General features: G+C 38.1%; 18 protein-coding genes. 11 read left to right on the top strand and 7 right to left on the bottom strand.

The window, feature by feature from the left end; all coding sequences use genetic code 11:
• Positions 1 to 2: 2 nt before the first annotated feature.
• The 3 genes from csrA to LEP1GSC202_RS04395 all read left to right on the top strand — a co-directional run bounded on the left by csrA (position 3) and on the right by LEP1GSC202_RS04395 (position 1,382).
• Positions 3 to 242 (top strand): carbon storage regulator CsrA, encoded by a 240-nt coding sequence (gene csrA, locus LEP1GSC202_RS04405; RefSeq protein ID WP_012390131.1) that lies wholly within the window; start codon positions 3 to 5, stop codon positions 240 to 242.
• A 61-nt stretch (positions 243 to 303) separates the two neighbouring features.
• On the top strand, positions 304 to 978 hold the full coding sequence (locus tag LEP1GSC202_RS04400) for a lysophospholipid acyltransferase family protein (RefSeq protein WP_015677326.1): 675 nt from the start codon (positions 304 to 306) through the stop codon (positions 976 to 978).
• On the top strand, positions 975 to 1,382 hold the full coding sequence (locus LEP1GSC202_RS04395; protein ID WP_015676756.1) for an OsmC family protein: 408 nt from the start codon (positions 975 to 977) through the stop codon (positions 1,380 to 1,382). The genes LEP1GSC202_RS04400 and LEP1GSC202_RS04395 overlap by 4 nt, the downstream gene beginning before the upstream one ends.
• A gap of 72 nt (positions 1,383 to 1,454) precedes the next feature.
• On the opposite strand, the gene LEP1GSC202_RS04390 is transcribed toward LEP1GSC202_RS04395, so the two are convergent.
• From LEP1GSC202_RS04390 to LEP1GSC202_RS04380, 3 genes are read right to left on the bottom strand one after another with little or no spacing between them, the layout of a single operon-like run.
• Positions 1,455 to 2,282: a metallophosphoesterase gene (locus LEP1GSC202_RS04390; RefSeq protein WP_015677543.1), complete on the bottom strand. Its 828-nt coding sequence runs from the start codon at positions 2,280 to 2,282 to the stop codon at positions 1,455 to 1,457.
• An 11-nt stretch (positions 2,283 to 2,293) separates the two neighbouring features.
• Entirely contained in the window at positions 2,294 to 4,528 is a 2,235-nt protein-coding gene (locus tag LEP1GSC202_RS04385) for an alpha-glucosidase (protein WP_015676822.1), read from the bottom strand.
• Positions 4,529 to 4,588: 60 nt separating this feature from the next.
• On the bottom strand, positions 4,589 to 5,440 hold the full coding sequence (locus LEP1GSC202_RS04380; RefSeq protein WP_015676404.1) for a sulfurtransferase: 852 nt from the start codon (positions 5,438 to 5,440) through the stop codon (positions 4,589 to 4,591).
• 172 nt (positions 5,441 to 5,612) lie between these two features.
• Here LEP1GSC202_RS04380 and LEP1GSC202_RS04375 point away from each other — a divergent pair, with 172 nt between their 5' ends.
• The 4 genes from LEP1GSC202_RS04375 (at position 5,613) to LEP1GSC202_RS04360 (ending at position 10,258) form a co-directional block, all read left to right on the top strand.
• Entirely contained in the window at positions 5,613 to 6,488 is an 876-nt protein-coding gene (locus LEP1GSC202_RS04375; RefSeq protein WP_015676984.1) for an LIC11113 family protein, read from the top strand.
• A complete protein-coding gene (locus LEP1GSC202_RS04370; protein ID WP_039928164.1) occupies positions 6,481 to 7,938 on the top strand; it encodes a S1C family serine protease in 1,458 nt (485 codons plus the stop codon). Before LEP1GSC202_RS04375 ends, LEP1GSC202_RS04370 begins: the two co-directional genes overlap by 8 nt.
• Entirely contained in the window at positions 7,925 to 9,289 is a 1,365-nt protein-coding gene (locus LEP1GSC202_RS04365) for a PDZ domain-containing protein (RefSeq protein WP_015677123.1), read from the top strand. The genes LEP1GSC202_RS04370 and LEP1GSC202_RS04365 overlap by 14 nt, the downstream gene beginning before the upstream one ends.
• A gap of 63 nt (positions 9,290 to 9,352) precedes the next feature.
• A complete protein-coding gene (locus LEP1GSC202_RS04360) occupies positions 9,353 to 10,258 on the top strand; it encodes an ATP-binding protein (protein ID WP_015677387.1) in 906 nt (301 codons plus the stop codon).
• Here the strand turns inward: LEP1GSC202_RS04360 and LEP1GSC202_RS04355 are convergent.
• Entirely contained in the window at positions 10,249 to 11,721 is a 1,473-nt protein-coding gene (locus LEP1GSC202_RS04355; protein ID WP_015676765.1) for a hypothetical protein, read from the bottom strand. The genes LEP1GSC202_RS04360 and LEP1GSC202_RS04355 overlap by 10 nt on opposite strands.
• Between LEP1GSC202_RS04355 and LEP1GSC202_RS04350 the strand changes: the two genes are divergently transcribed.
• Positions 11,678 to 12,304, top strand: coding sequence for a hypothetical protein (locus LEP1GSC202_RS04350; protein WP_039928162.1), 627 nt, complete (start codon positions 11,678 to 11,680; stop codon positions 12,302 to 12,304). The two genes, LEP1GSC202_RS04355 and LEP1GSC202_RS04350, sit on opposite strands and share 44 nt — an antisense overlap.
• Here LEP1GSC202_RS04350 and LEP1GSC202_RS04345 read toward each other — a convergent pair.
• Together LEP1GSC202_RS04345 and LEP1GSC202_RS04340 are read right to left on the bottom strand one after the other, a co-directional pair.
• A complete protein-coding gene (locus LEP1GSC202_RS04345; protein ID WP_015676931.1) occupies positions 12,282 to 13,559 on the bottom strand; it encodes an oligosaccharide flippase family protein in 1,278 nt (425 codons plus the stop codon). The genes LEP1GSC202_RS04350 and LEP1GSC202_RS04345 overlap by 23 nt on opposite strands.
• Positions 13,560 to 13,562: 3 nt before the next feature.
• On the bottom strand, positions 13,563 to 14,573 hold the full coding sequence (locus LEP1GSC202_RS04340) for a phosphatase PAP2 family protein (protein WP_015676755.1): 1,011 nt from the start codon (positions 14,571 to 14,573) through the stop codon (positions 13,563 to 13,565).
• 71 nt (positions 14,574 to 14,644) lie between these two features.
• Between LEP1GSC202_RS04340 and LEP1GSC202_RS04335 the strand changes: the two genes are divergently transcribed.
• From LEP1GSC202_RS04335 to LEP1GSC202_RS04325, 3 genes are all read left to right on the top strand, one after another.
• Entirely contained in the window at positions 14,645 to 15,466 is an 822-nt protein-coding gene (locus tag LEP1GSC202_RS04335) for a lysophospholipid acyltransferase family protein (RefSeq protein ID WP_039928553.1), read from the top strand.
• A gap of 103 nt (positions 15,467 to 15,569) precedes the next feature.
• Entirely contained in the window at positions 15,570 to 18,944 is a 3,375-nt protein-coding gene (locus tag LEP1GSC202_RS04330; protein WP_015676543.1) for a methylmalonyl-CoA mutase family protein, read from the top strand.
• Positions 18,945 to 18,982: 38 nt separating this feature from the next.
• Positions 18,983 to 20,683, top strand: coding sequence for a hypothetical protein (locus LEP1GSC202_RS04325; RefSeq protein WP_015677004.1), 1,701 nt, complete (start codon positions 18,983 to 18,985; stop codon positions 20,681 to 20,683).
• Here the strand turns inward: LEP1GSC202_RS04325 and LEP1GSC202_RS20185 are convergent.
• The gene (locus tag LEP1GSC202_RS20185) at positions 20,663 to 20,980 is read right to left on the bottom strand and encodes a hypothetical protein (RefSeq protein ID WP_015677044.1); all 318 of its coding nucleotides are present in this window, start codon (positions 20,978 to 20,980) and stop codon (positions 20,663 to 20,665) included. The two genes, LEP1GSC202_RS04325 and LEP1GSC202_RS20185, sit on opposite strands and share 21 nt — an antisense overlap.
• Positions 20,981 to 21,057: the final 77 nt, after the last annotated feature.

Here is a 21,057-nt window from a genome sequence, read left to right as displayed (position 1 = left end):
TCGTGTTAGTTTTAGCAAGGAGGAGTAACCAATCCATTATGATCGGTGATGATATTGAAATTGTCATTGTTGATATTAAAGGGGATCAAGTAAAGATTGGTGTCAAAGCTCCTAAAAATGTTTCTGTTCATCGAGCAGAAGTATACAAAGAAATCCAAGAAGAGAACAAAAAGGCGGCTGGTACAAATATCAAACCTGAAGATTTAGGTAAGTTGGGAGACCTATTCAAAAAGAAAACTTAACTTGATCTTTCTCTGAATCCAAAATTCTCTGGAGACAACCTCCAGGGAGTAAGTCCATCTTTTGAAACGTAAAATATTAGTTTGGCTTTTACCTTTAATCGTTGTTTGGTTCCAGCGGCTCATTGGTCTCACATCTTCATTTCGTATCCTCAAAAACGAACAATACGAAGAATTATTTAAAAACAAAAAACCATACATCTATTCCATTTGGCATACAAATGTTTTGTATTCCCCATACTTACACCGAAAGAAAAAAGTCGCTGTTTTAATATCAGAATCAAAAGACGGAGATTATATCAACGAAGTTGTCCATCGATTTGGTAATACAAGCATTCGTGGAAGTAGTTCCAAAGGTGGATCCAAAGCACTAAAAGCTGTGATCCAACATTTAAAAAAAGGTCTGCCTGCAGCCTTCACACCTGACGGTCCAAGAGGGCCAGCATTTATCGTACAACCAGGGATCATTGCGGCTGCCCAAGTCACACAAGTTCCCATTGTTCCGTTTCATTATGAATGTAGTAGACAGTGGATTTTGGAAAGAGCTTGGGACAAACATAGAGTTCCCAAACCCTTTACTACGTTTGTTGTGTCATATGGTGAACCAATTTATATCCCTCGGGAATTGAACGAAGTGGAATTTGAAAAAATGCGATTGCAAGTCGAAGAAGCTATGTTACAAAATCGGGATAAAGCGATACGAGAAGCCGAACGTATCAATAAGGGAGATTCCAAATGACAGCAGTATTCGAAGACAAAGTCATTGTCACCACTGAGAAAACAAAATACGAAACGAAAATCACAAAAGGCAAACACCAATGGATCGCCGATGAACCAGCGGATAAAGAAGGAACGGATTTGGGTCCGATGCCAACAGAATTACTTGCTTCTTCATTGGGTGCCTGTACTTCGATTACTGTTAGGATGTATGCAGACAGAAAAGGATATGCTTTGGATTCCGTATCCGTGAAGGTAACAATTGATAAACGGACTCCAGATGATCATAAATTCATACGAGAAGTCGAACTAAAAGGGAATTTGAAACCTGAAGAAAGGGACAGATTGTATTCAGTCGCCAATGCTTGCCCTGTTCATAAAATCCTTACTGGTAAAATAGAAATTGAGACTTTGTTACTGCCTTAAACTCAATTTGGAAAATGATTGAACCTCATTTGACATGGAACCTTAAGTATCAATCTGTTTGTTTGAACTTCATTATACCCACAAAGGGATGACAGTAGCGGAGCCACCAGACCATTCAATCTTCGTGTGGAAGTGTTTTCCTTCTCTGATCCTTGGTACCTTCGCACCATTCACGTAAAACGTCCCACCTGTGTATTCATGGGTTTCTCGTTCTTTTGTTTTGCTAATGGAATGGTGCATGTGACCCGAGAGAACAAGTGGAACTTTTTTCCCAATGGATTTGGCATAGGAAATCGCCTCAGTAAGATCGACATCTCCCCAATCCCCACCTTCTTTTTTAAACTCGGCACCATAAATGGAATTTTTGGCACTACCGAGCCCAAAAGGCCCGTTATGCGACAAGAAGATGATGTTTTTTTCTTTGGTTCCATCAATGAGTCGTTTGTATTTTTCAATTGAGGTTTCCATATTGGAAACTAGATACGTTTTTTTCATATGAGGCAAAAAACTAAGTCCTCCACCCATGGCATGGGGGCGCCCAACAACCAGTGATACATCCAATTCTTGTGACAAAACAACCGAACTGTAACCAAGGATGGTGATGGGTTTGACTCGTTCTGAAAGTTTGCGTAACCTCCTACCTTGGCCCCATTGGCCAGATTGGATGAGAAGGTTTGAATGGATGATCTCCCCTATGACAGATGTGAGGCTAGTCCCATCCCAATTCCCTGGAATCATATACGCGCGTTTGGTGAGGCCCTGAAAGGATACCTTACCCATTTTAGGATTCCCTCGAAGGTCACCCGTGAAAAATAAAATATCATAATCGGACTCATTAAAATACTCGATGTCTTTTTGGTTCCAATACCCGTGGATGTCTCCGATCAGAGCAAATTTCATTTTGAGATTCCTTAATTTTTGTTCCGAATGCTTTCTAAGGAAGAACGAATCAACATTTCTGATTTTCCTCCAACACGAATGAAAGCTGGTGGTTTCCCAATTGGTGCTGATACTTGGATCTTATGATTTCCTTCATATGTTGTACCTGTCCAAAAATGAGTCCATTTGCCACGAGGGAGATACACATCCTTAACAATTTCATTGGACTCTACAACTGGTGCGACGAGTAGGTCATCCCCAAGGAAAAATTGGTATTTGTAATTGAGTAGAGTTTTGTCATCTGGTTCCACGATGGCATTATGTCTGACGACAGGAAGACCTGTTAGGGAAGCTTCTTCCACCAAACTTTGGATATATGGTTTTAAGGCAAAATGGATCCTTGCAATTTTTGCAAATAATTGCACTGTATCTTCATCTCCAAGAGATTTGGTTCCATCAGGTTTTGTATAAGTGTACACTTGCCAGTTTTTCAAAGGTCTGTTGCCTTCATGGGTTCGGAACACTGGAGTAAAGGCTGAGGTCTCCGCCCAACGCAGTAATAATTCCTTGGTGCGGTGGTAGTTTTTTAATGGGTTGGAAATTGTTGTGTAACCACCAATGTCACTGTGGTTTAACGCATAACCACTGATACCCGATGTTGTGAGACCAACGATGGAAGAAGGAAGGCCATCATTTGTTCCAAAACTTACCATTTGGTCTCCTTCCCAAAATAGAGTGGAATAGGCGTTGGAATAACTGTAACCAGCTCTTGTGAAGAAAACGATTTTTCCTTCCATTCCTGCTTCTTTGATTGCTTCCCTGTTGATCCTTGCCCAATCCACTGGATAACGGTTGTGGTAAATCTTTGCATCCACACCAGAATGGAGTTTTGCATCATACGGAAGCCATTCTCCAAAATCAGCCATCCATCCCGAAAGACCCATTCCAATTAAATTCTTTTTGATAAGATCCTTTGTCCATTTCACGGCCGCTGGGTTTGTGAGATCAATGAGGTAAGCTGGAAAACCTACAGTTTGGATGAGGTAATCTTCTCCTTTTCCGTTCTTAACAAGGTATCCTTTTGATTTTGCTTCTGTTAACAGTGGGTTTGTAAAATCATCACCGGGTTTTTTTGGATCGGTATCAGCCAAAAATGAATTGATATAACCTAACACCTGTACGTTTTGATCGTTCATTGATTTTACAAATTTTTTAAAATCAGGGTATAATGTTTCATCCGCATACCAACGCCATTTGAGTTGGTCGCCAAAGTTGGTGACTCTTCTGCCACACCAATCTTGGATCCAAAGGGCAGTGACTGGGTTACCAGCATCTTTTGCTTGTTTGACAATGGTTGTAACTTTTTCAGAACCCCCTTGAACACCAAGCCAAGTTCCGTAGGCCCAATCTGGTAGTTTTGGGAATCGGCCTGTTTTTTTTGTATAGGTTTGAATGAGAGATTTAGCTGAACTTCCTAACCAAAGAGTACCGGTGATGGATTTTTCTGATTGGAAGTCCCAAAACTCTATTTTTGTTTTTTTGGAGTCACTGAAGTCAAACTTCGCATAACCGCTGTTTTCAAAAAAGACAGATCGATTTTCTGATGTAATGTAGTGGGGGATCGGAGCGTACGTAGTGTAAGCATTCCCTCCTGCGCCAGCAAGTAAATTGGCGCCTGCAGTAATGGGTTGGTCACCTCGTCCAATGCCCTGTTCTTCGGTGAAAAAAAATGGTTTTTTCCCTTTGAATTCATCATAGGTGAATTGTTCCCCAAGACCAAAAAACTTTTCCTCAGGGTGTGATCCATAGATGAGTTGGATTCGGTTTAGTGTTTCATCTGCGACTGTGATTTTGAATTCAATTTCTGTATCGGATTTTGCGGAGAACGTAACCTGGTAATTACTTTCACAATTTTTACCAGTTAATTTGCCTTGGATGATGATTTTACCAATTTCTTTTTTGATGGAATCAACGGTTTGATTGGAACAAGTGCGTTTCGTTGATTCTTCAAACTTAAACGAGGCCATTCTGTATTTGGAAACAGTTTCCACCTCGGAAACCGTAAGGAAAGGTTCGTTTAACGAAAGTTCAATGAAATTCCGATCAAAGGAGGTGTTCTTTAGTTTAAACTCGATTGGAGTTTGGATCCATTGGATTTGTTTTGTGACGGAGAAGGTTTCTTCAGAAATGGGGAGTGGGGAAAGAACATGTGAGGCACATTCTAAAAATAAAAACAAAGAACAAAGGGATAAAAAACGAAAAACCATCGGATCCTCCAAGAGCGAGAGCTTAGTGAACCGATGGTCTTAGGATTCGTAAATCTTTTTTTAGACTTTCTTGCGATCCACTCCACCCACTCGTGGAGCTCCAGCCGCTGCCCCTTGTTTGGCACCAAATACGGCCACTGCTTGTTTTGGTAAGTTGGATTTTCTCCATTCAAACCAGGAACCTTGGTAGGTAGTGACATCTATGTATCCAGCTTCTCGTAACATCAAAGCCAATAAACAAGAACGGGCACCATTGTAATCATAGATCACAGTCGGTCTTTCTGGCATAAAAGGAAATCCATTCAGGCGTTTTTTGAAAAGGGAACGTTCGATGAGATTGGCCTCACCATCATACAAATTCCTCCAGTCCCAAAGGAAAGCTCCAGGCAAACGACCGCAGAGGGTTCCTTCTTCGGGTGCGGTGAGGCGAGGCAGACGACCTTCGTATTCGTCCATGGTCCTTGCATCAAAGATTTGGAGTTTGGTTAAATTACGTTCCATAAAGGCTTTGTCGACAACACCTTCAATTGGTTTTGCTTTGTCTGCAATTGGAGGTTCGATTTTGAGTTCCCCCTTGGCCTTTTTTCCTTCTACTGGCCATTTCTGACCAAGAACATAAGCATCTTTGATCCCCATTCCACGGAGTAAATAGACCATCCTCGTGGAAAACATCCCCATCCCTTCATCAAAAACGATGATTCGTGTTTTTTTGGATTTTTGAAACTCTTGTATCACTGCCGCCATCGGGCCGTACAATTTTTTTTGGGATTCTGGGTCAGAGCCGAATGCTTTTTTGATGAATGGATAGTAATAAGCACCTTCTAATGTTTCTTCTTCATATGCTGATTGGGAACGACAATCGATGAGGAAGTCACCAGGTTCTATTTCGGTTTTAAGAAAGTTCCAGTTCAAAAAAGTATTCTCCTATTTCTTACATTACTTTTCCCCCCCTCGAATTTTTGAAAGTCTGAAAACCAAAAAAAAAATTCAAAGCTGGGTTGGGACATAATGAGAAGAGAAATCAATTGTTCGTGAGTTGATTCTAAGGGGTAAGGAAGCCGATACTTAAGACAGTCGGTAATCCATGAATTGGCATCTTTCTATCATCTCAACTGTGATTTTCATTCTATTTTCGTTGGCCAATCTATTCGCTGACAAAATTCCATTGGATCAGTCTTTGTCTTCATTGAAAGACGAGGTTTCCCAATGGAAACAAGGTAAGATTTCTCGAGGATTCCAAAAAAAGATACGAAACAGCTCCAGATATGTGATGAGTGATGGAACTTGTGAACTCGAACTTGCTTCCAAAATATCCACAGTCACATACTACCGTCTCAGTTGCCAAGAAACGAATGAACCAAGTTTCATCGAATTTTTATCCCAAAATAGAAATCATTTAAACCAAAATGAATTTCGTTTAAAGTCTGTTCAGCGAATCGGAAAAAAACAATACATTGAGATACAAACAGGTAAATTGTTTTCTGATTCAAAAGAGAAAATTGAAATTAAACAAAATACCGATGATACTGATTTGGATTACCCTCAAAAAAAGGAAATCCAATCTGGGAATCAGAATCGAAAATCAGCCATCCAAACAAAAACCATTCAAAATCCTAATTTGTTTTATTTCCAATCCATTGCTGAAAATCCTAAAAGGAGAAAAGAAGTTCCTTCCAATTTAGAAGTTTTTTTTGATCCATCTTGTCCTTTGGAATTCGTAGAAAAGGATCAAAGTTTTTATTGGGACCAAACTGTTTCTTATGTTTTTCGCATCACATGCGTTAAAGATTCAGTGTATCGATTGATGCGAGTCCCATCAACAAGTAATGGAGAACTTATCGTTTCTAATACGATTTGGAAAAATCCTTTGCCAGGCGACAGAGTGTTAGGTAAGGCTCTCTTAAAAAAAATTTCAGAAACTCAAATCATTTGGGAGAAAGTAATTCTATATTATGAATAAACTTATACTAGCTTTTCTAATTGTATTGTTTTGGAGTGATTCCATTTTTTCGCAAGGAGAAGTAGAACCGGCTGTGGATTCTATTTTTCGTTCTGTTGTTCTCATACGAAATGAGGGATTTAACACAGAAAACAAAACACAACCGTGGATGAAAAAAAATCTTTATACTGGATTTGGTTCAGGTCTTGTATTACCCAACCAAACCATATTGACCAATGCTCATGTGGTTCGGGATGCAAAACGAATTTTAGTAAAGAGTAGTTTCACCAAAAAAGAATACCTAGCAGATGTTAAATATATAGGTTATGATTGTGATCTGGCTTTACTGCAAGTAAACGATCCCGATTTTTCGGAGCAAACTACTTCTTTATCATTTTTGGAAGGGATTCCTAATTTAGGTTCCGATGTTTTGTTACTTGGGTTTCCCAATGGGAATGATAGTTTGTCTGTAGAAAAAGGATCTATTTTACGATTTGAAAAAAACAGATACACCTATTCTGGGTTAGATTATCGTAATGTATTAAAAATTTCTGCCAATATCCAACCTGGTAATTCAGGTGGTCCAGCGGTTCAAAATGGAAAAGTAGTAGGGCTTGTGTTTCAGATTAGTACTTTGGAACAAGGTATCGCCTATTTGATTTCAAATGATATCATTCGGCATTTTTTAGAAGATATCAATGATGGAAAGTATGATGGATTTCCAAACATCGGTTTTACGTTCCAAAACGGAAATCCTAAAAGTTTAAAACAAGCGATGAAGGTGCCTTCAGGTGAAACCGGGATTTTTGTGAATCGGATTTATCCTTCTTCGACGTTTTCAAAAGTTCTAAAGGAAAAAGATTTTGTAACTGCATTTGATGGGATTCGTATTTCCAATGATGGTGAAATGACATTGGCAAATAAAAAAGAATTTATCATCGATTGGATTGAAGACAAACAATTGAATTCAAAAGTTACGATCACATATTTTCGTGCCGGGAAAGAAAACCAAGCAGAGGTGAACTTACAAAAAAACTATGCATTGGAACTTTATCGCGATGGATCCGATGATTATTTTTTACAAGCAGGGTTTGTGTTCCAGCCGATCACAAGGTCATTTTTCCATTCGGAAGATGGCGATTTGGACAGCTCATTACAATACCATTATAGTTATTTTATCCAAGACCTTCTCTATCGTTACACAACAAGAGATATAGTCCTTAGTTATACCTTTAATGATCCAGAAACTTCAAAGTACAAAAAATACAAATACAAAGTTGTAGAATCCATTAACAGTCGTGTTCCAAAAGATTTAAATGAGTTTAAGTCAATTTGGAAGGAAAACAAACGTGGAATGATTGTCATCAAATTTCGGGGAATGGATTTGCCAATTGTCCTTCGACCAGAATCCACATACCAAATGAACCAAAGAGTGAAAAAAAGATATGGTGCCAATTATGAAGAACTTTAAAACAATTATCTTTGTTACTTTTTTCCTATGCACATATACTTTTTTGAATGCAGAAGAGTTTGAAGACAAACGTGTCATAGAATCGAGAGTTACATTTCAAAAGATTAGCCACCAAAACCCGTGGCTTGTCGGTGAACCATTTACTAGAAAGCTCAATCTCATCCATTTAGGTAAGGGAATTTTTTTTGGTGTTACCCTCTCCAAACAAAATCCTGTGTATGCGGAATTTGAATCCTTTGATTATTCTGTTCCGAAACTTTCGATTAAGGCTTACGACGGAGAAACAGGTTTTTTATTATTAGAATCTTCTGGAATGAATAAACTACCAAAATCTGTTGGTTTAGATTTAAAACAAACAACCAAACTTTGCCCTAGCGGAAAATCCAAATATGTGTATTTACCATTTTCCAAAACTCCAATCAAAGTGTTTCTTTTGGATCAGAAAAAAACGGAAGAAGCAGATTTTTTCTTCAAAAACCAATTGTTATGCGGAATCACTATCTCTGATTTTTTAATTCCAACAGACTATGTAGAATTGTTTTTGCGATCAGGTGGGAAGTCATTCCCCCATCCAGGTTTTTTATTTGATGTTAATCTAACACCTTCCGAAAAAGAATATTATTCTAAATCGTTTCCGAATCCACTTCTCATCACTGAAGTGATTCCAGGTGTTGGTCCTGCTTATAATTTGTTCCCTGGAGATTTGGTCACCATGATCAATTCTTTTTCTTTGACTAAAGTGGATGATTGGGATCGAGCTGATAAAATTTTTGATTTGGTTTTGAGAAAGTCAGATGGTCGTTTGCGTGAGTTAGGTGAAACTGTCCAACTCAAACTCTATCGTAATTTTCAGAACTTAGCTGTTTCCTATGATTTACGCGCATATGATTCAAATGATTTTTTAATTCCAGAAGAAGCCAAAAACCGTAGGCCATTGTATTTGATTGTAGGTGGATTTTTCTTTACTGAATTATCCAATGCCTACCTCAAAGAATTTGGGTCGGAATACCGAGTGAAATCAGAAAAAAAATTGGTGTATCTCTCTGATTATTACCAGAAAAAAGTCCACCCGGTTAGGGAAAAAATCGTGATCCTTAGTCGTGTTTTCCCCCTAGAAGGTAACCTAGGATACCAAGACTTTCAGGATTTGGTTTTAGAGAAGGTAAATGGAACTCGCATCAGTTCCCTAAGCCAATTAAAAACTCTTTTGCAATCGGAACAAAACAGTTATTTTGCCTTTGAGTTGTCAGGTGGTAAAATTGCATTTTTTACAAAAAAGGAGATTTTAGATCTCCAACAAGAATTACAATCCACATACAAACTAGGGCGTTCGTACAACCTTGAAGAGTAATTTTTAAAAAGAGATTTACAATTGTTAACGCTTAGGGATACTTCTTCTCTAAGTCCTTATCATATGAAAATCCTTTTTGTAGACGACGAAGAAACAATCCGCGAATTGTTTTGGGAATACTTCAAAGACGAATTTAATGTCACACTTGCCTCTGATGGGATGGAGGCACTTGCCATTTCCAACCAAAATACATTTGATTTAATCATATCAGATATCAGCTTACCAAAATTAAATGGGATTCAATTTATCCAGAAATTAAGGGCAGATGGAAATCAAACTCCATTTCTCGTGATCACGGGAGATAGTGATATCCAAATTGCGATCGATGTGTTTCGTATGGGAGCGGTTGACTTTTTTTTGAAACCATTCCGAATGGAAGCACTCCGTTCACGGATCAAAAAATTTGAAAATGCTGACATCGATCTCACTTTACTTTATAACAGTGGAGAAATCACCCAATTCAGTGGTGATTGCAAAATCAAATTAAAACCAAAAATCAAAAAACTAACTTCGTACATTGCATTTTTAACCAGACAAATATTAAATTCTCCTCATGCCACTCCTGAAGATTTAATTTCTATCAAAATTGTTCTGTATGAACTTTTAGCAAATGCAATCGAACATGGAGTCGCTGGGGTGAGTTATGCTGAAAAACAGGAATGTTTAGAGGCCAATCAGGACTATTTTAAATTTGTTGATGAAAGGTGTGCTGATACCAATTCATCTGTGTTTGTTGAATTACTAATGGATGATGTAGGAGTGACTGTCGTCATCCGTGATGAAGGAAATGGATTTGCAGTCAGCCAAATTCCCAATCCAATCGAAAATCCAAGTGCCAATTTAGTTAGCGGACGAGGGATATTTTTAGCAAAAATGAATATTGATTCGATTGTGTATAATGAAAAGGGGAATGAAGTTCGATTTTTTAAAACATGGAATCGAATCGCTGGCCAAAACCATCAAAACTGAATTCCTAACGAAACATAAACTCTCATATATTCTTTGTTAGGTTCTTGTTCGGTAAATGGTTCAGTTACTAGAACTTTTTGTGTGCGAGGATCCATCTCAGTATAGGATACACTGAATTGTGATACCAGATTTCCATATTCTTTTGCTGAGAGACTGAATTTAAGAATGGCTTCGGTCCCTTTGCCTAAAATGGAATCAGCCCGGTTCAAAAACAAATCACTGCGAAACCATGAATTCCAATCCCATCCCAATTGGATTCCAAACATTTGCATTCCCTTGTTTTCAAAATTGGGATTTTGAGTTAATGCGCGTTCACGAAAGAGCGGTGGGTGTACAAAGTCCAAAGATTGGTATAATAAAAAGGAAGAATATCCTCCTAAAACTCTAGGTTCTGCAAAACTAGACGCATAACCATTGCTATTTGAATCAAGTCGATCCTTTTCATCTTTTTTCGTGACAAACCCTGCTAAGGCAAAACTTAATTTCTCATATTGTGAATGTATTGAGAAAAATGCCAAATGGGAATTTGTTGCGATTTTGGTTTCGGACCAAGGTGAACTGGACGACTTCGATTCACCCAAAAGTCGGATGAGTGCGAAATCCAATCCCCAAGTTTCAAAAAATGGTTTGGATGAAAATTCAATTCCACTGTAAGAATAACGTCCTGAGACCCTTTGCCCAGAGCCAATGACAAAATTTGTATTGTGATTTGGGTCTTCATACACAAAATGAAAGAGTCGAAACTCATTCCAAAATAGGATATTCTCGGAAGAAATCCTTCCACCGTACAATTCTCTCCGATACCCAGTCCATGGTGGACCAAACCAATTTTCCAATTCAGGTTTTGCATTTAAACGAATGCCTGTTATGCGAAAACCGGAATTTGTGAAGAGGGACATGGATACAAAATTTGCCATGCCCACAAATATAAAACCATAACGATCTAACCTATTATAACCTCGGCCAACCTCCATTGCGAATTGGATTTTGGCAAATTCCTGATTCCACAATAAGGAAACTTCTGAATCATAAACCGTTCGCACTTCTTTATTTGTCACACGACTTTCGGACAAAACGACACGAGGAGCCAAAAAGAGTCCAACACTTCCACTTGTTGTTTGGTAGGAAAAAAGAGTAGGTGTTGTGACCATACCTTCTGAATGGTATCGATTTGCTTTTTCCGAATCGATCCCACCTTTTTGAGATTGGAATCGACCACCCGTAATGAAGGAAGTTTCACTTCCAAATCCGTTGAGAGAATTGTCCTTTTGTAAACGAGGATTTCTCTCTTTGGGAATCACTCGTCCGAAATCACGGTTTGCTCTGTCGTCGTCACGAACAGCATCAGAATACGTTTGAGCAAAAAGGTTCGGAAAAAAAGACAGAAAGTGGAGAGAAACTATCCCGATACTAAAAGGGATGAAGAAAATACTTTTGAAATATCGACACGGATTTCTTCTCATTTTCCCTCTTCTACTTGTTATTTTTTCTTACCGAGAAGCTGACACTCGTTTTTCCTATGACCTAAGTCGATTTTTTGAAAAAACTGACCATAGCAAAGAAGAAGAAGTAATTGTTTCGTATTTGCTCCATATGGAAACTTCAAACTTATCCCTTCGAAGGAAAAAAGAATTTGCAAGAGTGATTGTGAGAAACTCTCAAAAATTGTTATTCCCGGATAAATCAATGTTAGGTGAATATCCCCCTGTGCCTTCCCTCTTTTTTTTAACTTGGGCAAAAACTAGAACAAACTTTCAACCTGAATCTCCAAAAGGTTATGGAATATTAGCTTTATCTGAAATTTTTATCAGAGAATTCGAAATATCATCAGGTGTAAAAATCAATCGTGAGTATGATGTTAAAAATGACTCAATCCAATTCAAAATAGTACTATTGAAATTTAAAGAATATTTGGCGGAAGGGAAAACGGTCAAAGAAGCTTATGAAAAAATTTATAAGTCTAACTTAAGTCCCAATGAATGGGAAAATCTCATTCAAAATTACAAAAAAGTATATGAGTATGTTATTTCCGAAAATAAGCCATAAAGTATCCAATCAGTAATAACCAGGATACAATTTGACCTAAAAATAAAGATACTGCAGCTCCATTCGCACCAAAATCAGGAATGATCCAATAGTCAAATATAGCTCCAAAAATCAAACGTAATAATGCAAGTCCTGCCAATAACCTTGGTAAACCCAAAGCAAATAATGCTGTTCCTAAAGGTGCAAACACTAACTGTAATAAAAAGTTTGGATACAGTATTTTAAACACGGAAATTGAGTTTGTGTATTTCATTCCGAATAACAAAGTCAAGATGGGCTCTGCTAATAAAATTCCTGGTGATAAAGCAATCGCAATCATACCACCGAGAAAAACGGATTTTTTGAGAACACTTGGGAATTCTTCAGTTTCTGCAAGTCGTGCCAATTTTGGATAGATGATTGAATTAAATGTAGCCAGGATGATGATAAATCCACTAAACAACTGTAAGGCGGTTCCGTAATCTGCAACAATTTCAGGGGGATGAAACTGGTTTAAAAAAAATATTTCTAGTCGATCTGATAAAATTGCACAGATCGAAGCAGCAAATGCCCATAAATTGAAGAGTAATAATTTTTTTTCATTGGAGCGGATTTCAGAAGCTTCTGCGGAAAACGATATTTCTTCCTTACCAAAAAAAAGAAAAAAGAGAAACAAAACAAAAATTGGCGCAATACAAAATATGGCCAAGATATCCATATAAGTTAATGGATGCGCATTCGTTTCGGAAAAATAAATGAGTAATGACAAACGAACTATATTAGGAAGAGGATTCCATAAAGATAAGGATTTGTACTTTCTATACGATACAAATAGGCTTTCAAAATAAGATATAAAGGAAATGATGATCCCACCAAATAATAATAATAAAAGGACTAAATAATTTTCATCACTCGTAAAATAGGCAATGATGGTGATCAGTGATAAAAATAAAAAAGAATAAAACTTAATACGAAGGGAAGCATTTAAGATTGCTCCAGGATTTTCTTTTTTTTCCGCCAAAGGGGAGATGTATTTAATGAGGGCATTTGGCAATCCAAATTCGGCAACCGCAAGTACAACAGGTAAAAATCCCAAGAAGTATTGGAGTTTTCCATTCTCTGCTTTGCTAAGCAAATTTACGGAATAAATCATAAATACTAAATTGGTAATAGCGGATATCGCTTTAGAACTGCTGACAAAGAAAGAGTTTTTTAAAACTCCTTCTTTCATGAGTTCCACTTTTAGAATTTGGAAGATTTTTTTGATTTTTTGCATGTACTAGTTTTGCAAAAACTTTCCTTTTTGTATCTTTTGTAAGACAAGAGGAACGATACAAACTAAGGCAAATCCCACCACTAAATAACGGATGTATCTCAAAAATAAATCATCTTTCCAAATGGATTTTTTAATCAAAATTCCTGGTACAACATAAAGGAGTAAAATGATTGCTCCTAAGACAAGGAGTCGTACGAAAAAGGTTTTCCAAAATATCCCAAAAGAATCTGAACCAAATTGCAGACTGAAGTTTGGCATACTCCAGTTCAAAAATTCTTTTTTACTGAGCCTTGGGTAAAATAAAATTCCAAGCCAAAATCCACCTAATGCTCCACTTGCCATTAGTACTCCTGATAAACTATGGTGGTGTTCTTCCGATAAAAATGGCGAATCTAAGGTAATAGGAAAAAGTGTTACAACAATTCCCAACAAACCTAATGTACGGTATTGTATTGTTTGGAAAAATGGTTTTTCTTTCATTGGTGGATAAAATTGATTTAATAACAATAAAACAATGATTAGATGTATAATTCCTAAGCCGAATCCAACAGTGACATCTCCTAAATAATGTACTTTGAGATACATTCTCGAAAATGGCATGAGTGCAATGATAAGGACCGAAACAATGCGAAACCATAGTTTGGGAATTCGGTAAGCTAACAGACCCCAAACGACAACAGCTGAATAAACATGTCCGGAAGGCAAACCGAAAGCTTTTTCATCAAAAGCCTCTGGATATGGAAATGGTCTTGGACTTTCGAAGTAAAATTTGCATAAGGATACAGCGATCCCTGAAGTGAGTAAACCCAAGGATAGTTCAAATGCTAGTTTTGGGCGGTAATAAATATAAACGAAAGAGATAAGACCGAGGAAAAAACTACTCCCACCCAAATAATGGCAGATGGTAGAAATCACATATAAGATTCCCCCAAGGGATGGATCTAAGAAATGTAAGGATTCAAGTGGGCCAGAAGAGAACCAAAAGGAGGCATTTGCGATCAAAAGTTCGTTCATAGGATTTTCCATCTAAGATGAAAATCGAACTTGATTTCATAAAGTTTTATTTTGAAATATGTGATGTTTCTATGGAACCTAACCAAAATCCAGCTGATATCCTCGAAAGTTTGTTCATAATCCCTCGGGAAGTGCCAAAAACCATCCTTCGTAACCTTTTGGAGCTCATTTACGATGTCAAAGTGGCTGGATCGGAGAATATCCCAGAATCGGGTGGGGCTCTCATCATTTCCAATCACACAGATTATTTGGACATTCCTGTGCAAGGTGCCTTTGCCGATCGGAAAATTGTCTATTTGGGCAAATATGAACTCTTTCACCCACAAGAAGAGATCATTGCCATTTTAAACCATAAAAACTCTCCTTTCCAATACCCACCGTTAAGCCTCACAAAACCGGTCATCGAAATCCTGTTAAACTCTCTTGGAAGCGTGGTGAAAAAAAACCTGATCAATTGGGGGAGTATGCCCATCATCCGCAATGCAGCCAAAGAATCAGAGATGGACAAACGGGCAGCGATGGAATATTACGAAAAATTGGAAACCTATATGGTCGACCTAATGAAGGACGGAGAATTACTTTCCATTTATCCAGAAGGGTCTCGCTCCGAAACGGGGGAATTGCAACCTTTCCGCGCCATGGCAGCTAAACTTGCGATCCGAGCTGGTGTTCCCATCATCCCATCAGGGATCGTCGGTGCGACCAATATGTCCAAACCCAAAGCCTTTCTCACGGGTGATGCATTCAAAACCAAAATCAGGTACCAAATCGGGAAACCCATCCTACCTTCAGAATTTCCTACGGGACCTGAGAAAAAAGCTGCAAAAGAACTGACAGAAATGTTGGAAAATCGTGTCCGAGAGCTGATGAAAGAGGCAGAATCCATCCTTTAGGCTAGACCTTTTTTTGAATCTATGGCATGATTTGACAAGTTATGTCATTCTCGTCACATTTTCATATTGAATCCCTACCCGTGATTATAGAACGTTGTTCTCTATGAGCACCGAAATTTTGACATACACCCCGCAAAACAAAATCCGCTTTGTCACGGCGGCTTCCCTTTTTGACGGTCACGATGCTTCCATCAACATCATGCGAAGGATCTTACAACAAAGTGGGGTAGAGGTGATCCATTTAGGTCATAATCGTAGTGTGCAAGAGATTGTCCAATGTGCCATCCAAGAGGACGTCCAAGGGATCGCCATCACTAGTTACCAAGGTGGTCACGTAGAATACTTCCAATACATGATTGATCTGCTTAAAAAAGAAGGTGCTAGCCACATACGTGTGTTTGGTGGTGGAGGCGGGACAATTTTACCTTCAGAGATCCAAGGTTTACACAATTATGGTGTTGCTCATATTTATTCCCCCGATGAAGGTCGAACCTTAGGTTTACAAGGGATGATCAACGATGTTGTCAAACAATCTGATTTCCCTACGCCACTGTCATTTAACGGAGATTTGGCGTCACATATCCAAAAGAAAAACTATTTAGCATTGGGACAAGCCATCACACAGATGGAATTTTCGCTTTTACAGGAAAAAACAAATTATTCAATCAATTTTGATTTTCCCACTCCTAAAAAAACTATCCCAGTCCTTGGAATTACAGGAACAGGTGGTGCCGGTAAATCTTCGTTAACCGATGAACTAGTCCGTAGGTATCTGGATGATTTTCCAAACCAAACAATTGCAATTTTATCTGTGGATCCTTCCAAACGTAAAACGGGTGGGGCACTTCTCGGTGACCGAATTCGTATGAATTCCATTTTTAATGAAAGGGTGTACATGCGTTCCTTTGCCACGAGAGAAGCAAATATTGCACTCAATCGTAGTGTGAAAGGTGCCATCCAAATTTTAAAATCAGCTGGATATGATTTGATCATCGTAGAAACAGCGGGAATTGGACAAAGTGATTCTGAAATCACAGAAGTCGCAGATGTTTCGTTGTATGTGATGACACCTGAGTATGGTGCTGCTACCCAATTAGAAAAAATTGATATGATCGATTATGCCGATGTGATTGCGATCAATAAATTTGACAAACGGGGAGCACTTGATGCGTTACGTGATGTCAAAAAACAATACCAAAGGTCCCGCAATTTATTCAATGATCCGATTGATGCCATGCCGGTATTTGGAACCATTGCTTCCCAATTCCAAGATGCAGGTACGGACGAATTGTATGCACACCTCATTGGTGTTGTGATCCAAAAGTCAAAACTGGATTGGAAATCAAAATACCAAAAAAATCAAAATGGTAGAGAAGCATCAGTTGTCCTTCCTCCTGACCGGGTTCGTTACCTAACAGAAATCAAAGAAGAAATCAATCGAAATGCAGATTGGATCAAACAAGAAGCAGAATTAGCAAGGACCGCCTATCAACTGAAAGGTGCTATTTCTCAACTTTCTAAAAAAGGAAAGGTTGTCACTGATCTAGAATCGGAATACCAATTGGTATGGAATTCTTTGTCTGTTGATTCGAAAAAGATCATTGAATCTTGGTCTGAAACCATTGAATCGTTTCGTAAAGACCAATATTCCTATTTTGTTCGTGGGAAAGAGATCAAAGTTGATAATTATACCGTATCCCTTAGCCATCTAAAAATTCCAAAAATTGCGACTCCTCGATTTGTCGATTGGGGAGATATTTTGGAATGGTCTTACCAAGAAAATTTCCCAGGATTTTTTCCTTATACAGCAGGTGTATACCCTTACAAACGAAGTGGAGAAGACCCAACTCGTATGTTTGCGGGAGAAGGTGGCCCTGAAAGGACCAATCGAAGGTTTCATTACTTAAGTTCAGGAATGCCCGCCAAACGTCTGTCAACCGCATTTGACTCAGTTACTTTGTACGGAGAAGACCCTGACATCCGGCCTGATATTTATGGTAAAATTGGAAATTCAGGTGTCAATGTTGCAACGTTAGATGATGCAAAAAAACTGTATTCCGGTTTTGATCTTTGTGATCCAACAACTTCCGTTTCTATGACAATCAATGGCCCAGCCCCTATGGTGCTTGCTTTTTTTCTCAATGCAGCCATCGACCAAGCTTGTGAAAAGTACATTCGATCTGAAGGGAAAACCGAAGAAATCAAATCCAAAATCAAACAAATTTATGATTCTAGAAGTGTCGCCATTCCAAAGTTTGATGGTGCATTGCCAGAGTCAAATGACGGTTTAGGGTTATTGTTACTTGGCGTGACAGGAGACGATGTCCTTCCCAAAGAAACCTATGAAAAATTAAAAAAAGAAGCTTTGTCCCAAGTGAGAGGGACAGTACAGGCGGACATTTTAAAAGAAGACCAAGCACAAAATACTTGTATCTTCTCCACTGAATTTGCTTTAAAGATGATGGGTGATATCCAACACCATTTCATCCAAAACCAAGTTCGTAATTTTTATTCTGTTTCGATTAGTGGTTATCACATAGCGGAAGCAGGTGCAAACCCAATCACACAAGTGGCATTTACATTAGCCAATGGATTTACTTATGTTGAATACTATCTCAGCCGTGGGATGGATATCAATGAGTTTGCTCCAAACTTATCGTTCTTCTTTTCGAATGGAATTGATCCAGAGTATTCGGTCATAGGACGTGTGGCTCGTCGGATTTGGGCAAAAGCGATGAAATTCAAATACCGTGCCAATGAACGATCACAGATGTTGAAATACCACATCCAAACTTCGGGAAGGTCACTTCACTCCCAGGAGATTGACTTCAATGATATTCGAACCACATTGCAGGCATTATATGCCATTTATGACAACTGTAATTCCCTTCATACAAATGCCTATGATGAAGCAATCACAACTCCTACAGAAGAATCAGTGCGCCGCGCTGTTGCCATCCAACTCATCATCAATCGCGAGTTAGGTCTTGCAAAAAATGAAAACCCCTTGCAAGGGGCTTTCATCATCGAAGAACTAACAAATTTGGTTGAAGAAGCAATCCTAACCGAATTCAACCGTTTGACAGAACGTGGTGGTGTGCTCGGTGCCATGGAACGGATGTACCAAAGGAATAAAATCCAAGAAGAATCTCTCCATTATGAAACCTTAAAGCATACAGGAGAGTATCCGATCATTGGTGTGAATACCTTCCTCAATCGCAATGGTTCGCCGACAGTCATTCCTTCAGAAGTGATTCGTTCAACAGATGAGGAGAAAAGGCAACAAATTGGCAATCTTAAGGCATTCCAAAAAGCAAATGTTTCCAAAACCGAAGCTGCGATCACAAAATTAAAACAAGTGGCACGTGCCAAAGAAAATATCTTTCAAGAGTTACTGGAAACAGTGAAAGTGGCGTCTTTAGGGCAGATCTCCCATGCCTTGTATGAAGTGGGAGGCCAGTACCGCCGCAATATGTAAAAAGGATGGGGTAGAGGAAGTCTACCCTTGGTAAAACTATGATTTCCTGGGATTTGATCAAAAAACACAAGTTGGGAATTCCACTATTATGGGACATCACCATGGTGTTTGTTGTCCTAGGAAACTTGGCTCTCATCATTTTTGATTTGAGTTATTTGAGCATGAGGCCTTTTTACTTTCACAAATTTCCAGAGATCCTCACATTATATGACAAACCTATATTAGGAATAGAACCACATAGGACTACAACAGCTTACACTGATTTGGTGGATGACCTCAAATACCTCACACAATTGCGAGATGATGAGTTTCGTGAATCACAAAGAAAAAATACGAGAGAAGAAATTTATAAAATACTAACAACTCTCAAAACCCAAGTAGCAAACGAGAAATTTGATTCACTTTATGTCAATTTTGAATTGGCACTTCAAATTGAGGATGTTCAATCCAGAAGGAAAAAAGTAGAAGAGATACTCGCACAATTGAATGATTTTTTCAGTGTGATGGAAGAAACAGATGAAATCACAACACTTGGAGAACTTTCTGAAAAGTATGCTTTTATCAATCGGTTGAGTATTGAAACAAACGAAGCAAAAGAAATTTCCTCCATCATTCAAAAAATGGACAAACGGATGTTAGAGATTGTTGAAACCAATCCCTTTGCAATGTCTGGACAAACGCAATTTTTATTGGATATCCAATCAGGAATAAAAAACGAATACCAACCCTATAAAACAAAAGCGCGAGATTTAAAATTAAGACAGGAACTTGATCCAATCTTAGGTCGTGATCGTATTCCTTCTACTGTTGTAGCCTTTGCATGGTTTTGGAGAGACCAAAACAGGTCTTTAGAACAAAAAATTGATTTTTTTAATCAAAATTTTCGAGAATATTTTTCACTCAATTATTACCGTTCTATCGCTTCTGATGGAAGTCCAGTAAACAACTATTTGTTGTTAGATGCTCCTTTTTTATTTTTCTTTTTGGCAGAATTTGTTTTGAGTTGGTTACTCGCTATCAAAAATAAAACCTACATTGCATGGTTTTTATATCCGATTTACCATTGGTACGATGTGTTAGGCCTTATCCCAATTGTTGAATTTCGATTCTTTCGTTTGGTTCGTGTTTATAAAATATATTTAATGTTACAAACCAATCAATTCACCAAAATTTTAGGGAATGATTTGATCAGTAAAACTCTTCGGTATTATTCCAATATCATCAAAGAAGAAATTTCTGATATTGTTACGATCCAAATTTTAACAGAAATGCAGAATGAAGTAAAATCTGGCAATTCACTTGACCAATTGGTGAATGCCATTGACCAAAATCGTACCGAGTTAAAAAAGGTAGCGATCAAAAACATAGCGAAGTCTGCTCAAAATCCTAACTTACAAGCGTTGATCCAAAACTTAGTGACTGAAGTTTCAGAACGAGTGTCGGCCAATATGAAACCTATTTCTTTACTTCCAAAAGAAATGCAGGCAAATCTCACCAAACAAATAAGTTTGACCATTTACACAGCTTTGTCCCAAGCAACAGTTGCGATGGCAACAGATCCTTCTGGAAGGAAATCGATTGAGAACTTAATAGATTATCTTATTGATGAAATGATCCTTGTGGCCGAAGACCCGGACATGGTGAAACTCAATACCAATATCACTGTTGCGCTCATTGAAAATATGAAGAGGTCTATTGGTGAGAAAAAATGGTTGAAATCAGAGATTGGAAGTAGTTAAAACCATTCCAATTCCCTTTTTGCAAACATATTCAAATCGATAGACTCGAACACCGTTTTCCCTTGAAAAAATGTCTTGTTTTCTTTTTAAAACAAGATGGAATCGATCCACTTTGGTATTCTTTGTAAAGATATTTCTAACTTTGTCCTTATGGTTTTCATTCGGAGGAGAAGTGGTGGCAAATCCAACAACAGTGGAATCAAAAAATCCGTCTGTAACTTCCGCATCAAAGAAAAATACTGAAGCATCCCAAACCAAAAAAACAAATACAAAGCTGAGTTCGAAACCAGTATCCAAAAATCGAAATGAAAAAACGGATTCGAATCAACTTTCTAACTTCAAGAGAAATTATAAAAACCATAAAGGGAATTGGA

The sequence above is a fragment of the Leptospira yanagawae serovar Saopaulo str. Sao Paulo = ATCC 700523 genome (assembly GCF_000332475.2).
Classification (GTDB): domain Bacteria; phylum Spirochaetota; class Leptospiria; order Leptospirales; family Leptospiraceae; genus Leptospira_A; species Leptospira_A yanagawae.
This window is presented reverse-complemented; position numbering and strand designations above follow the sequence as displayed.

Bases quoted from the DNA above. Each gene is read 5' to 3' on its own strand.
- LEP1GSC202_RS04395 (WP_015676756.1), top strand. From the start codon at position 975: ATGACAGCAGTATTCGAAGACAAAGTCATTGTCACCACTGAGAAAACA.
- LEP1GSC202_RS04390 (WP_015677543.1), bottom strand. From the start codon at position 2,282: ATGAAATTTGCTCTGATCGGAGACATCCACGGGTATTGGAACCAAAAA.
- LEP1GSC202_RS04385 (WP_015676822.1), bottom strand. From the start codon at position 4,528: ATGGTTTTTCGTTTTTTATCCCTTTGTTCTTTGTTTTTATTTTTAGAA.
- LEP1GSC202_RS04375 (WP_015676984.1), top strand. From the start codon at position 5,613: ATGAATTGGCATCTTTCTATCATCTCAACTGTGATTTTCATTCTATTT.
- LEP1GSC202_RS04370 (WP_039928164.1), top strand. From the start codon at position 6,481: ATGAATAAACTTATACTAGCTTTTCTAATTGTATTGTTTTGGAGTGAT.
- LEP1GSC202_RS04365 (WP_015677123.1), top strand. From the start codon at position 7,925: ATGAAGAACTTTAAAACAATTATCTTTGTTACTTTTTTCCTATGCACA.
- LEP1GSC202_RS04360 (WP_015677387.1), top strand. From the start codon at position 9,353: ATGAAAATCCTTTTTGTAGACGACGAAGAAACAATCCGCGAATTGTTT.
- LEP1GSC202_RS04350 (WP_039928162.1), top strand. From the start codon at position 11,678: ATGAAGAAAATACTTTTGAAATATCGACACGGATTTCTTCTCATTTTC.
- LEP1GSC202_RS04355 (WP_015676765.1), bottom strand. From the start codon at position 11,721: ATGAGAAGAAATCCGTGTCGATATTTCAAAAGTATTTTCTTCATCCCT.
- LEP1GSC202_RS04345 (WP_015676931.1), bottom strand. From the start codon at position 13,559: ATGCAAAAAATCAAAAAAATCTTCCAAATTCTAAAAGTGGAACTCATG.
- LEP1GSC202_RS04340 (WP_015676755.1), bottom strand. From the start codon at position 14,573: ATGAACGAACTTTTGATCGCAAATGCCTCCTTTTGGTTCTCTTCTGGC.
- LEP1GSC202_RS04335 (WP_039928553.1), top strand. From the start codon at position 14,645: ATGGAACCTAACCAAAATCCAGCTGATATCCTCGAAAGTTTGTTCATA.
- LEP1GSC202_RS04330 (WP_015676543.1), top strand. From the start codon at position 15,570: ATGAGCACCGAAATTTTGACATACACCCCGCAAAACAAAATCCGCTTT.
- LEP1GSC202_RS04325 (WP_015677004.1), top strand. From the start codon at position 18,983: ATGATTTCCTGGGATTTGATCAAAAAACACAAGTTGGGAATTCCACTA.